The sequence below is a fragment of the Yoonia sp. SS1-5 genome, from assembly GCF_038443705.2.
Taxonomy (GTDB): Bacteria; Pseudomonadota; Alphaproteobacteria; order Rhodobacterales; family Rhodobacteraceae; genus Yoonia; species Yoonia rhodophyticola.
Map to the genome: position 1 here is coordinate 2636246 of NZ_CP151767.2, position 13064 is coordinate 2649309.

The 13064-nt window shown below is 57.6% G+C and carries 14 protein-coding genes; 9 read left to right on the plus strand and 5 right to left on the minus strand.

Going from position 1 to position 13064, the window contains the following annotated elements:
* The first annotated feature begins 77 nt into the window (after positions 1-77).
* The 3 genes from AABB31_RS14480 to AABB31_RS14490 all read left to right on the plus strand — a co-directional run bounded on the left by AABB31_RS14480 (position 78) and on the right by AABB31_RS14490 (position 3688).
* On the plus strand, positions 78-1910 hold the full coding sequence (locus AABB31_RS14480; RefSeq protein WP_342077466.1) for an ABC transporter ATP-binding protein: 1833 nt from the start codon (positions 78-80) through the stop codon (positions 1908-1910).
* Entirely contained in the window at positions 1911-3113 is a 1203-nt protein-coding gene (locus AABB31_RS14485; protein WP_373634907.1) for a class I SAM-dependent RNA methyltransferase, read from the plus strand. It begins immediately after the preceding gene.
* An 86-nt stretch (positions 3114-3199) separates the two neighbouring features.
* Positions 3200-3688, plus strand: coding sequence for a L,D-transpeptidase family protein (locus tag AABB31_RS14490; RefSeq protein WP_342077465.1), 489 nt, complete (start codon positions 3200-3202; stop codon positions 3686-3688).
* On the opposite strand, the gene AABB31_RS14495 is transcribed toward AABB31_RS14490, so the two are convergent.
* Complete coding sequence (locus AABB31_RS14495) at positions 3685-4236, minus strand: CAP domain-containing protein (RefSeq protein ID WP_373634908.1); 552 nt, start codon at positions 4234-4236, stop codon at positions 3685-3687. The two genes, AABB31_RS14490 and AABB31_RS14495, sit on opposite strands and share 4 nt — an antisense overlap.
* A 167-nt stretch (positions 4237-4403) precedes the next feature.
* On the opposite strand from AABB31_RS14495, the gene AABB31_RS14500 reads away from it, so the two are divergent.
* Positions 4404-4997 carry a L,D-transpeptidase gene (locus AABB31_RS14500; protein ID WP_342077463.1) on the plus strand — a complete coding sequence of 198 codons (594 nt, stop codon included), beginning with the start codon at positions 4404-4406 and terminating at the stop codon, positions 4995-4997.
* A gap of 91 nt (positions 4998-5088) precedes the next feature.
* Here AABB31_RS14500 and AABB31_RS14505 read toward each other — a convergent pair whose 3' ends face one another.
* The 4 genes from AABB31_RS14505 to AABB31_RS14520 all read right to left on the minus strand — a co-directional run bounded on the left by AABB31_RS14505 (position 5089) and on the right by AABB31_RS14520 (position 10219).
* Positions 5089-6555 carry a protein kinase gene (locus tag AABB31_RS14505; RefSeq protein ID WP_342077462.1) on the minus strand — a complete coding sequence of 489 codons (1467 nt, stop codon included), beginning with the start codon at positions 6553-6555 and terminating at the stop codon, positions 5089-5091.
* A gap of 208 nt (positions 6556-6763) precedes the next feature.
* On the minus strand, positions 6764-8215 hold the full coding sequence (locus AABB31_RS14510) for a methyl-accepting chemotaxis protein (RefSeq protein ID WP_342077461.1): 1452 nt from the start codon (positions 8213-8215) through the stop codon (positions 6764-6766).
* 38 nt (positions 8216-8253) lie between these two features.
* Positions 8254-9339 carry a ferrochelatase gene (gene hemH / locus AABB31_RS14515; RefSeq protein ID WP_342077460.1) on the minus strand — a complete coding sequence of 362 codons (1086 nt, stop codon included), beginning with the start codon at positions 9337-9339 and terminating at the stop codon, positions 8254-8256.
* A 52-nt stretch (positions 9340-9391) separates the two neighbouring features.
* Positions 9392-10219, minus strand: a complete 828-nt coding sequence (locus AABB31_RS14520) for an SAM-dependent methyltransferase (RefSeq protein ID WP_342077459.1) — start codon at positions 10217-10219, stop codon at positions 9392-9394.
* Positions 10220-10247: 28 nt separating this feature from the next.
* Here AABB31_RS14520 and AABB31_RS14525 point away from each other — a divergent pair, with 28 nt between their 5' ends.
* The 5 genes from AABB31_RS14525 (at position 10248) to AABB31_RS14545 (ending at position 12962) form a co-directional block, all read left to right on the plus strand.
* Complete coding sequence (locus AABB31_RS14525) at positions 10248-10964, plus strand: double zinc ribbon domain-containing protein (protein WP_373634909.1); 717 nt, start codon at positions 10248-10250, stop codon at positions 10962-10964.
* 32 nt (positions 10965-10996) lie between these two features.
* Positions 10997-11254: a glutaredoxin 3 gene (gene grxC / locus AABB31_RS14530; protein ID WP_342077458.1), complete on the plus strand. Its 258-nt coding sequence runs from the start codon at positions 10997-10999 to the stop codon at positions 11252-11254.
* Complete coding sequence (locus AABB31_RS14535; RefSeq protein ID WP_373634910.1) at positions 11251-12081, plus strand: carbon-nitrogen hydrolase family protein; 831 nt, start codon at positions 11251-11253, stop codon at positions 12079-12081. Before grxC ends, AABB31_RS14535 begins: the two co-directional genes overlap by 4 nt.
* Positions 12081-12524: a MarR family transcriptional regulator gene (locus tag AABB31_RS14540; protein WP_342077457.1), complete on the plus strand. Its 444-nt coding sequence runs from the start codon at positions 12081-12083 to the stop codon at positions 12522-12524. Before AABB31_RS14535 ends, AABB31_RS14540 begins: the two co-directional genes overlap by 1 nt.
* Before the next feature lie 78 nt (positions 12525-12602).
* Positions 12603-12962 carry a hypothetical protein gene (locus tag AABB31_RS14545; protein WP_342077456.1) on the plus strand — a complete coding sequence of 120 codons (360 nt, stop codon included), beginning with the start codon at positions 12603-12605 and terminating at the stop codon, positions 12960-12962.
* Positions 12963-13064: the final 102 nt, after the last annotated feature.

Sequence of the window (13064 nt, forward strand, 5' to 3'; positions counted from 1 at the left end):
AACGATACGCATGGAAATGTCAGGACCCGAAAACCAGAGAGGTCTGGCCTTTTGGGCTGTGGGATGCAGGTTAAGACGTGAAACCGGAACGCTGGATAGATCCTTTCGAGCGGGCAGATGGACCGCCGCCAGATACGCTGACTGCGTTTTTGGGATGGTGTCTTGGCGGCAGCTTCAAAGTCGTCAGTTTGGCTGGAATAGTGTCTGGTCTGGCCGGAACGCTGGAAGTGCTGACAGCGCTGATGCTGGGCTGGGTTATTGATGCAGCGCTGGCATCCTCGCCAGATGCGTATTTCAGCGACAATGTCATCCTGCTTGCGGGGGTCACGGCGTTTTTTGTCATATTGCGGCCGATAATCCTTGGGGTTTCGGGGGTGCTGCAATCTGTTGTTGTTGGTCCGGCGCTGAGCAATTTGATCCTGTCCCGGCTTCATCGGCACACGCTGGGTCAGGCGGTGACGTATTTCGATAATGATTTTGCGGGGCGCATTTCGCAAAAGCAGATGCAGGCGGCGCGCGCTGCCACTGATCTGATGGTTGATATGATCCACACGGTTGCCTTTGCACTGGCGTCGGTTGTCGGGTCGGTCATTCTGCTGTTGACGATTGATACGCGCAGTGCGGCACTTTTGGCGCTTTGGGTCGTCGCCTATATCGGTTTGATCCGATATTTCATGCCGATGATCCGCGAACGATCCAAGCGGCGGGCATCCGCCCGGGCCATGGTGACCGGGCAGGTCGTCGATACGATCACCAATATCAAGACAGTCAAATTGTTCGCCCATGACGCGCACGAGGATCGGGCCGCGATTGATGCAATGGCCAAATACTGGGGTACGGCGGTCAGTTACGGGTGGCTATCCGCATCTTTCCGGTTCTGGTTGATGGCTTTGGGTGGGTTGCTGCCCATCCTGCTGGTCGGCGTCACGCTCTATTTCTGGTCGATCGGTACGGCAAGCCCGGGTGAGATTGTGGCCGCGGGCGCGATATCCCTGCGGCTGGCACAAATGACCGGCTGGGTCAGTTTCACGCTGATGGGCATGTATTCCAATGTGGGCGAGCTGGAAGATGCGATGCATACGCTTAGCCCGGCCCATAAACTGAAGGATGCGGACGACGCGGTTGACCTGGTCGCCGACGAGGGCGGCATTTCGCTGGCAGATGTCAGTTTCACCTATGGCGGCGGGCCGGGTGGCCTAAGCGGCGTCAGCCTTGATATTGCGCCGGGCGAAAAGCTGGGGCTGGTGGGCGCGTCGGGTGCGGGAAAATCGACTTTGGTGGCATTGCTGCTGCGGCTCTACGATACCGAGGCCGGCGCGGTGCGCATTGACGGGCAGGATGTGCGCGACGTCACGCAAGAAAGCCTGCGGCGGCAGATCGCGATGGTCACGCAGGAAACGGCGATGTTCAATCGGTCGGCCCGGGACAATATCGGCTACGGCAAGCCGGGTGCAGCCATGGATGAAATCGCAGCAGCCGCAGCCCAGGCCGAGGCGCACGCGTTTATCCAAACCTTGCAGGATCACATGGATCGCACGGGGTATGACGCGCATCTGGGCGAACGGGGTGTAAAGCTGTCAGGTGGGCAGCGGCAACGGATCGCGATTGCGCGGGCCATCCTGAAAGACGCGCCAATTCTTGTCTTGGACGAAGCCACCAGCGCCCTTGATTCCGAGGTCGAGGCCGCAATTCAAGGTGCGTTAGAGACGATTATGGATGGCAAGACCGTGATTGCCATTGCGCACCGCCTGTCGACGCTTGCACGCATGGATCGCATCGTTGTTCTTGACGCGGGCCAAATCGTCGAGCAAGGCACCCATGCTGATCTGCTGGCCAAGGGTGGGTTATACGCCCGATACTGGAACCGGCAGTCTGGCGGGTTCATCAACGTCAAGGATGCGGCGGAATAAATGCTGACAATTGAAAGCCTGACCCATCTTGGCATGGGGCGTGCCTCTGACGGCCGATCACTGATCCCGCGTGTCCTGCCGGGCGAAGAGGTCGCGGTCAGTCAGGACGGAACCGTTCGGATCGTGACACCGTCGGCTGACCGTGTCGCGGCACCTTGTCGGCATTTCAAGTCCTGTGGTGGATGCGCGATGCAGCACGCAAATGATGATTTCGTGCGGGATTGGAAACGGGACATCGTGCAAAAGGCGCTGCTTGCACATGGGTTGGATGTGGCGATGCGTGATGTTGTCACCTCGCCCCCGCGCAGCCGCAGGCGGGCCAAGTTTTCCGGGCGCCGCACCAAAAAGGGCGCGATGGTCGGGTTTCATGCAAAGGCATCCGACGTTCTGGTTGCCGTTCCCGATTGCACGCTTGTGACCCCGGCGCTTGCCGATAGTCTGCCCGCGCTAGAGGCGCTGACAGTGATGGCATGCTCGCGCAAAGGTGAAATTGACCTGACAGTCACCGACGCACCTGCCGGTCTGGATATACTGGTAGAGACTGACAAGCCGTTGACGCCGCCGCTACGGATTGAATTGGCGAATTTCGCACAAAGTCAGGGGCTGTCTCGTTTGGTCTGGAATGATGAGACGGTTGTGACCCTGAATGTACCTGTTCAGAATTTTGGCGCCACGGCTGTGGTTCCGCCCCCGGGCGCTTTCCTGCAGGCCACGAAACATGGCGAATTGGCGCTGTTGACAGCGGTCGAGGAGATCACAGAAAAGGCGACACAGATTGTCGACCTGTTTGCGGGTTGCGGTACATTCACCCTTCCCCTGGCCAAACGGGCCGAGGTTCATGCGGTCGAGGGTGAACCCGAGATGTTGACTGCATTGGATCGCGCTTGGCGCGAGGGGCATCAGCTGCGGCGTGTTTCCACGGAAGCGCGCGATCTGTTCCGGCGACCGCTGGAAACTGACGAGCTGCGGCGCTTTGATGCCGCCGTCATTGACCCGCCCCGTGCCGGTGCCGAGGCGCAGATTGCGACACTGGCGGATTCCACGATTCCGACTGTTGCAATGGTGTCCTGCAACCCGGTGACGTTCGCGCGTGACGCCAAAACACTGATCGCAGCGGGCTTTGCGCTGGGTTGGGTGCAGGTTGTTGACCAGTTTCGTTGGTCGCCGCATGTGGAAGTTGTGGCCTCTTTCACACGAAAGTGAGGCTATCCAGCAGGTTTAACTACCTTTTTAGCGTTTCTTGCTATATTCAATTCAAAACGGCGTAGACCGGTATGATGGGCAGAGACATGTTAACAAGACGATCGCTGATGTTGGGTGCGGCGCTTGGCGTTGCCGGGTGCTCGACTAAGTTCAAAGAGTATAACGGACCCGCGGTAACGCGCATTCAGGTCTTTAAAGGTCAGCGGCATATGCAGCTGCTGCATCATCAAACCCTTCTTAGATCGTACAAGTTCGAACTGGGCTTTGCACCGGACGGGCACAAGGTTCAGGAAGGTGACGGGCGGACGCCGGAAGGCGCCTACCTGATTGACCGCAAGAACCCTAATAGCAGCTTTCATTTGTCCATCGGGATTTCATATCCGAATTCGCGCGATGTGGCCAAGGCACGCGCAATGGGTGTCAGCCCCGGTGGCGATATATTCATTCATGGGACACCGTCGCGTGTCTTTGGTCAGCCCGACTGGACATGGGGCTGCATCGCGGTCACCAATGAGGAAATGGAAGAAATCTACGCCATGGTGGATACCGGGACGCAGATTTTCCTCTACGCTTAGAACGCAGCGCTTGGGATCGGGCGAATGACGGCTGGGTCACTGCCCATGTTCAATGTCCACCAGATTTTGCCGCCGGTTTCCTGAAACCAAGAGAAGCCCATTGACCGCGCCTCTGGGTCCAGGATGACCGCGCGCGTGTCCGGTTGCCCCATCCATGCGGCCAGTGTCTGTGTCTCACTTTCGAAGGATTCCGAGATATTCTCGCCCAGCAGCCGACCCAGAAAGCCTACTCGCCGCGCGCGATCCAAGGGGCTGGACCCATCAGAGCCAAAAAGCCACGGGCGGTTCTGGATCGACATATCGCGTGAATGCGTCGCAGCGGCGGCGTTCAGCTGTGCGTTCAGTTCCACAGGTGGCACCCCGGCATTCCCGCGCAGCGCGTTGACGCTGTCGAGCATCCGAAACTGGATTTCAGCCTCTTGGCCCGGCCGGATGCGATAGACCGTTGGCAAGGGCAGTCCATCAGGGCCAATACGCCCTGCAGGTACTTGGTTACATGCCGCAAGTCCGATGGCGGACAGCCCCAGAATCATTTCGCGTCGGTACATTTTTTGCCCTGCTTCACTAGATCGGCCTGTCATACCCAGATTGGTCTGACAGTTCAAACACACATCGGCAGTCCAATGCTTGCCTGACATTTGTGTGAGTTGCGATTCTGGCCAAAAACAGGTAGCTGGCGGGCTAAGATAACCGATTTGCATCAACGGAGATAACAATGTCCGACAAGATCAAACATCAGCTTTCGCGCCGGGGCTTTCTGGCGGCTTCTGCCGCAATGGTTGGCACGGGTGCGGCTGCGCAAACCGCGAACTCCACAGAAATCGAAAGCGATATCAATGCGGGCGTTCAGCGCAATATTTCAAGCTTCCGCTCGCTGGACTGGCAGCCATATTTCAGCAATTTGCGCAATGGGGCGATCCTTGTCGATCTGCAGTCCCGTGCGTTGCACTACTGGTCCGAGGATGAGTCGATTTACAAGCTCTACCCAACCAGCGTGCCACTGACCGAGGATTTGACCCGCAAGGGTCGGACAGAAATCACCCGCAAGGTTGAAGGGCCAAGCTGGGCGCCGACCCCATCAATGAAATTGCGCAATCCAGAATGGCCGGATTTTATCGGCCCCGGCCCGGACAATCCGCTTGGCACCCATGCGCTGCACCTGTCCTGGCAGTATTACCGGATCCACGGCACGCATGACACGCGCAAGATCGGGCGCCGGTCGTCGAACGGCTGCATCGGGCTTTACAACGAACAAATCGCTGAATTGTTCAGCTTTTCAAAAGTAGGGACGCAGGTGCTGTTGATCTGACGCGAACCCGCGCGTGAACCTTATGCAAGAAGGCGCACCTGATGGTGCGCCTTTTTCTTATTCATCGAAGTGATCGCTGGATAACCGGATTTTAGCGGAAAACATCTTTGACAGTGACCAACAGGTCAGGTTCGGCATGCGCCACAACGACGCTTGAGACGATCAGCAGCCCAGCGGCAATGATCCGGCTGGTGTTGATCTTGCGTTTGCGTGGTTCCGGCATCAGCGCCAGCGTCTCGGCGACGCGTTCTTCGACCGTTGGGATTGCTTGCTGCGGCTCTTTTTCGTCGACCGCGGGCTGCACCAGAACCAAAGGTTCTGACTTCATCTCGGGGCTTAATACCAGCGGCTCAGACACCACATGCTGTGCGTCCAGAACAAGTGGCTCGCTTGGCGTGGCGGGTTCATCTTCGTTGTTCAGGATTTCTGACGTTTCGGCGTTGAATTCCTTGATCCAGTCAGGCATGCGCCGCTTGGGTTTCTCGACAACGGCGGGTTCTGGCGCGCGGACAGGCGACGATGATGCGGTCAGTTGCTGGTTTGTTTCCGACACCAGACGGGTCAGGCTTCTGACCAGTTTCTCGTCCATTTTCGGTTTTTTCGTTTTGACAGCGGCAACCTGGGGTGCGTCGGGATCAATCATTGCAAGCCATTCATCGACCGTCTGCACCCGGTCCTTTGGCAGGACGCACATTGCCTTGTCGATTGCCTGCAAGAACGCCTTTGGATAGCCTTTAACGCGACCGACCAGCGGCACGCATGGGTCATCGCCGCCGCCCGCGACCTCTGCCATGCGGGTCTGGCTGTTGGGTGGGGCGTCGCCCGTGATCATATGGTAGAAGGTCGCGCCCAACGCATATAGGTCACTGCTGCAATTCTGCTTGCCGCCCGCGAAATAGAATTCCTGTGGCGAATAGCCGTCTTTGACAACCAGCACAGCAGATAATGCACGCGTTTCACGGCTGGCTTCCTCGCGTGCCGCGCCGAAATCGATCAGAACCGGGTTGTTCCACTTATCCAGCAGAATGTTATCGGGCGAGATATCACGGTGCAGTAGGTCCTGCGCGTGGACAAGTTTCACGGCATCAAGAAGCTTTGCCATAATGTCCATGACCACAGCGGGCGTAAAGCGGCGCGGGTCCTCGTACAGCAAATCCAATACGTTCTGGCCATCAATCAGATCCAGCGTGATATAGGCCGTGTCATTATCTTCAAAGACCCGGTGAACGCCAACGATATTGGGATGCCGCAGTTTTGCAATGCTGCGCGCCTCACGCATGAACATTTCAACGACCGAGCGATACTTTTCGTGATTGGTCACCGATCTGACCAAGACGCTGCTGCCATTGCGGTGGCAAAACACCTCGGGGAAACATTCTTTGATGACAACATTCCGGTCCAGATAATTGTCACGGGCCAGATAGGTGATGCCAAAACCACCGTTGCCAAGCTTGCTTTGGATCGTGAACTGGTCGCCCTGCAAAAGAGTGCCCGCAGGCAAAGCCTCGGTCATTGCGATATCGGTATCATCCGGCAAATTTTGTTGATTCGACATCATGAAGTACCACCATCAGCGAAAAATTCGCTACACGTTCCACCTTTTTCAAACGAGTCATTACTGTTCCACAAATGTGGTCGCTTTGAGACGGATTTTGGGAAGCCTGTGTCAATTTGCGGGCTAAGGGCCTCAATTTGAATGATTTACGCCCCAGTCTTGATGAATCGCACTGGGCGGTGATCTGGCGTACTGCCCTGCGCTGCCGCGCTTAATTGAATGTGTAGGCCATCCGCAGGCCACCCCAATGTCGCCCGTTGATCATGATCGGTGATGACAGATCCTTCATCATGGTGAAGTTGCCGCCGCCCATGTCCCGCCGGTAGACCTGCAACAGAAAAGGCTGGGTGTTGCGGCCTGCCTTTAATCCGACACGGTCGTCAAAAATGCGGCGATTTCGACAATTGGCGGCGTTCCAGACCGGGTCATGTGACTGCGGGTGCGAGAATTTCTTGTTATGGGTGGGAAGATAGCCGGACGTATCAACCGCCGCGCAAAAGACAACCTTGGGATCAAAACCCAACGCCGCCTCAAGTATCGGCGGCAGGGTGGCATCGGCGAAATTGGTGAAACGGGTCATGACCTGTTCCGGATCTGAACCGGGGATCGGTTCGTAGTTGCGATCAAACAAGTCGGCCATCGTGATCCGACCAGCGGCAAGCTGACTTTCCCACGCCTCGCGAATACGGTCGGCGGCGTCCTGAACATAATAGATATAACGAGAATCCTCTGACTTTCCGGTCAGGGACGCGGCCTGTTGCACGATCGCTTCGCTGCGTTCGATCAGCGCATTGCTGCGCGCATTGGCTTGCGTGACGCCATCTGCCGTTTGCCGGGCCAGTTGTGACATCTGATTGAATGCCGGTGCAAAGGCCGTGCTGGCCTTGTCCACATTGGCAGCCTGCTGGGCCATCGTTTCCACATCGGATGTCGTCTGTTTGATCGTCTGCGCAATTTCACCCAGCGCGCTGTCGGTCACGCTGGATTGTTCCAGGATATGCGTGGCGTCTTTGGCGATGCCCTGTGCCTCTGCCTTGAGGGTTTGCACCGTCGCTGACAGGCGTCCGACCTGCTCGGCTATGCCTTTTGCGGCTTTGGACGTATTGTCCGACAGCTCTTTGATCGCACTGGCGACAACCGCAAATCCGCGTCCGGCATCGCCGGCGCGGGCGGCCTCGATCCCCGCGTTGATTGCCAGAATATTCACCTGAACCGCGATGTTGGTGATCTTGGCATTGGCCGAGGTCACATCGCGCAGCGTTTGTTCTGCACCTACGATCCGTGTGTCAAATTCCGCAACCCAACCTGAGACGGTTTGCGATTTTTCGGCAGAAACCCGGACGGTTTCCACCGACTTTTCCACCGCATCCAGTGCTTTATGCGACGCCTCATTCACCCGATTGGCGGATTTCACCACGCAATCACTGGATTCGGCCAAGGCGGCCAGTTCGGTTTGCGCCCGGTTCAGCGTTGCAAGTTGTTCATCAGATGTTTGGTGCACGGCATCCAGAAATCCGGAAATATCAACAATTTCATAGCCAAGGCCCGAGATGAGGCTGCACAAGGCCGCATTGTCCCGCGGGGTTTCAGGTTCTGGCGATATTGCGTGGCTTTCACTGCCCATTGATGGCTTGCCCCCGACCAAGGAATTCTGATCGGGCATATATGCCAAACTAGTCTTACATCATGGTTAAGCGGTGCTCAGCCCAGCCAACCCTGCAGGTTCTTGTCAATAATGCCCGACAAGGCGTCGATATGGGCAGCATCGTCATTGAGGCAGGGAATATAGGTGAAGTGTTCGCCGCCTGCTTCCTCAAAGCTTTCCTTGATCTCTTCGTTGATCTCTTCAAGGGTTTCGATGCAATCGGACGAGAATGCGGGCGCGCAGACCGCGATATTCTTGACGCCGTCTTCTTCGGCAAGGCGCGCAACCTCTTCGACGGTATAGGGTTTCAGCCATTCCTCGGGGCCGAAACGCGACTGGAAGGTGGTCACGATATCCGTATCGGCCCAGCCGAGCCGTTCCTTAAGCAGCCGGGTCGTTTTCTGGCACTGGCAATGATAGGGGTCACCCTCGCGCAGATAGCGTTCCGGCACACCATGATAGGAACAGACCAGCTTTTCGGGTTTGGGGTCTGCGCTTGCATAGGCCTTTTCGATGGATTGGGCCAAAGCCTCGATATAGGCCGGTTCATCAAAATATGGATCAACAATGCGGGCGGTTGGCTGCCATTTTTCTTCCATCAGGGCCCGAAAGAACTGGTCATTGGCCGTGGCAGAGGTGGCGCCGGCGTAATGCGGATAAAGCGGGAAGAAGAGGATTTTGGTACACCCGGCCGCGACCATCTCGCGGACTTTGGATTTGGTGGACGGGTTCCCGTAGCGCATGCAGAAATCGACCCGTACATCATCACCATAGCGCTCGACCATCTGGGCCTTGATCGCGGCAGTCTGCTTTTTGGTAATTGTCAGAAGGGGGCTTTCGTCATCTTCTTCGTTCCAGATGGATTTATACGCGGCACCGGACGAAAAGGGGCGTTTGCTAAGAATGACCAGCTGCAAAAGGGGCTGCCAGATCCAGGCGGAATAATCGACAACCCGCTTGTCGGACAAAAACTCGTTCAGATAGCGGCGCATTGACCAATAGTCCGTGCCATCAGGCGTGCCCAGATTAGCCAAAAGAATACCTACGCGGGCCGGTTTGATCGCAGGGTGATCGGCGCCCGCATGCATAGGGCATGTCGCGGGGCGCTCGGTGGCTTGGCCTTGTGCGTCAAACATCGTCATGGTTCCTTGGATAGCCCGGATAACAGGTCAGATAAATGGAATACGGCCCAGGTCAATCGCCGGATCGGTCAAGAGGTGTTTCAATCGCGCCAAGTGCGTCAGCAAGGCGGGCTTTTGCACTGCCGGGTCGCAAGGGCTGCGGCTGATCCTCGGACGGGGCCCACCCGGTCAACATGATAATTTCAAATGTCGCATCAACCCGACCGGCATCGTTTCGAAAATTGTCGGCATAGATACAGGCCGCTTCAGTGAGCAGGTTGCGGCGGGTCGGGTGCTTGACCCGCTGGGCAAGCGCGTTGTTCTCGCCCATCTTTCGCAGATCATGCATCAGGTGAAACGCGTTGGCGTAACTTGCAGTCAGCGGAAGGCTGTCAGCAACAGGCAGCGCAAATCCGGCCCGTTGCAAAAGACCGCCAAGGTCGCGAATTTCGCCCATGGGTGCGATGCGGGGCGACAGGCCGCCGGTGATCGCCGCCTCGGCCTCTGCCAATGCAGCGCGCAATTCATGCAGCGTTTGTCCGCCCAGAAACGCGCAAAGAAGCAGGCCATCAGGTTCCAGACCATGACGACATTGCACCAATTGGCCAACAGGATCGTTGGCCCAATGAAGACACATGGCATGAATGATCAAATCATGTCGGGCGGGGGTCAGGGCCAGGGTCTCGTCATCGCTGACAATATGGGCGTCGGGAAAGTGCGGGCGCCAGAATTCCGGGAAACCGGTGATGATCGCGACAGATTTAAAGGCTCTGTTAACCTCAATCAGTCTCTCCTTAACTTCATCCAGAACGGCCTCTTGCAGAAAAAGGGCATCGGGTTGCGCGCGGGCGCGATTGCGCAACAGCGCGGCTCTGTCAGTTAATTGCGGCATCTCGGTCATGCCGATCACTTAGGGTGGATCCGTGGTGTTGCAAAGTCTCATTCGTGCGATTTATCCGGCCCAATGTGTGGCCTGCGAAGAACAGACCGAGGCCGAACACGGCCTGTGTGGGCCGTGCTGGCGCGAGACGCAGTTTATCGGTGGCACCATTTGCGACACATGTGGAACGCCGCTGCTGGGCGATGGGGGCGGCGAAAGCCTGCAATGTGATGATTGCATGACCATCGCACGACCGTGGGACAAGGGCAGGGCTGCGCTTGTCTATTCCGGGGTGGGCCGGCGGCTTGTGCTGCGGCTGAAACACGGCGACCGGACCGAGCTTGCACAGCCTGCCGGACAATGGATGGCACGGGCCGCGGCACCATTGGTCAGGGACAATACCATTGTGGTGCCGGTGCCGTTGCATTGGATGCGTCTGGTCAAGCGGCGGTATAATCAGGCCGGGCTGCTTGCCCACGCGCTGGGCAGGCAGATTGACCGTCCGGTCTGCGCCGATGCGTTGCTGCGCGTGACGGCGACCGCACCGCTGGAAGGGCATCGGCGCGACGCGCGTTTTGCGGCATTGACCGGGGCGATATCGGTTCATCCCAAACGTGCCAGCAGACTGGTGGGGAAATCAGTTTTGCTGGTCGATGATGTGATGACATCCGGGGCTACGCTGGCCGCCAGCGCCGAGGCAGCCTATGCTGCCGGTGCCGCAAATGTGTCAATTGTTACTCTGGCAAGGGTGGCAAAAGATGCCTAGATACGCGCGGGGCCGATCAAAGGATGACTGACATGCCTACCGTAGAAATCTATACAAAACCGACCTGTGGCTTTTGCTTTATGGCCAAGAGACTGCTGAAATCCAAAGGCGTCAGCTACGCAGAGGTCAATATCAGGGCGCAACCGGAACGTCGGGCCGAGATGATCCAGCGCGCCAATGGGGGCACCACCGTGCCGCAAATCTTTATCGACGGGAAACATGTCGGTGGATGCGATGATCTGATGGCGCTTGAACGGGGTGGCAAGTTGGATGGTATGCTTGCTGCATGAAAGCAGCCCTTGTTCAGCTTAACAGCAGCGACAACCCGGATACCAACCTTGACCAGACGCTTGCATTCATAAGCGAAGCGGCTGGTCAGGGCGCGGGCTTTGTGCTGACGCCCGAAGTGACGAATTGCGTCTCGCAGAACCGCGCCCATCAGGAACAGGTCTTGCAGCCTGAAGATGCGGACCGGACGCTTGCTGGTCTGCGGCAGGCGGCAGCGGCGCATCAGGTCTGGCTGTCGGTTGGGTCACTGGCGCTCAAGACGGGTGACGCGGACGGACGTTTCGCAAACCGGTCCTTCCTGATCAGCCCGCTGGGCGACATCGCGGCCCGGTATGACAAAATCCATATGTTCGATGTCACCGTGTCCGAAAATGAAAGTTATCGGGAGTCTGCCGGCTATCGCCCCGGGGGGCATGCGGTTGTTGCCGATGCGGGATTTGCCAGGATCGGGCTAAGCATCTGCTATGACATCCGGTTTGCGTATCTTTACCGTGCATTGGCGCAGGCCGGGGCGGATATGATCGTTGTGCCTTCGGCATTTTCGCCCGTCACCGGGGCCGCGCATTGGGAGGCGCTTTTGCGCGCGCGGGCCATTGAAACCGGCGCATATATATTGGCCGCAGCCCAAACCGGGACACATCAGGCGCAATCGGGAAAGGCACGCCAAACATTTGGGCATAGCATGGTCATATCGCCCTGGGGCGAGGTTTTGGTGGATATGGGAACAGCGCCGGGCGTGGCGCTGGTTGATCTTGACCCTAAGGAAGTGGCAGAAAGCCGCAGGCGCATTCCCGCGCTGAACCATGATCGTGATTTTGAGGGGCCTTAATGGCCGACGCGCCCAACTCGCTTGCTGTTTCGCTGTTTAGCGAAATACTGGTTGTGGACCAACTGGCCCGCGCCAGCGTGGCGCGTGTCTTACCCAAAGGGATGGAGCTATCCCATTTCACGGTGTTGAACCATCTGGCCCAATCGGGAACCGAAAAATCCCCCGCGCAGCTGGCAAAGACCTTTCATCTGACACGTGGGGCCATGACGAACACCCTGCAAAAGCTCGAATGGGCAGGTTGGGTCCACATCCGGCCGGACTGGGACGATGCCCGCCGCAAGATGGTCGCAATCAGTCCGTCGGGGCAGGCGGCCCGTGATGCGGCCCTCGCGGCCATCGCACCTGTCATTGTGGATGTCGTCGAGAAGGTTGGCGATGATAAGGTCCGCACGGCTTTGCCGGTTCTGCGTGCCCTGCGGCAAAAGCTGAGCAATCTGGAATAGTCGGCCACTGGCGGTCTGATTCCAAACATCATGGCGTTTCGCATGCAGCAATTCAACAATTGAGAGCTGGCTGCGGCTTTGGGCTATCTGCAGTTGGTGCTGGATCCGGATGCGTCTTCACTGCGGTCGTTTGCCGAAAGCCGGAACGATCAGAAACGGACGCTGGCGATCGGGAATAGCTTTGTTGTGGGTTTTGTGGCGGCGTTGATCGCAACCGTGCTTGGCACCGTTGTTGCTGTCGGACTTGCCTCGCCGTGGATGCCTTACAAGCAGTTGATTGCGGCGCTTCTGCTCGATTGTACCGGTTATCGTCAGCGCGGCGGGTACGTTCTTCTTTTAGGCGCCGTTCAACCTGGTCTGGACCTGTGCGGGCCTGATCATCGGGCATGCCGCCTTGGGGGTGCCATTCGTGATTATCACCGTTACGGCCACGCTTAGCGGTTTTCACTGGTCGTTGCTTGTCGTCTTGTCGGCAGCGCTGCTCTTTACACTAGAGGCGCTGCGCCGCCGATCTGAGCGGATGCGTGGGCCGGGGTAAGA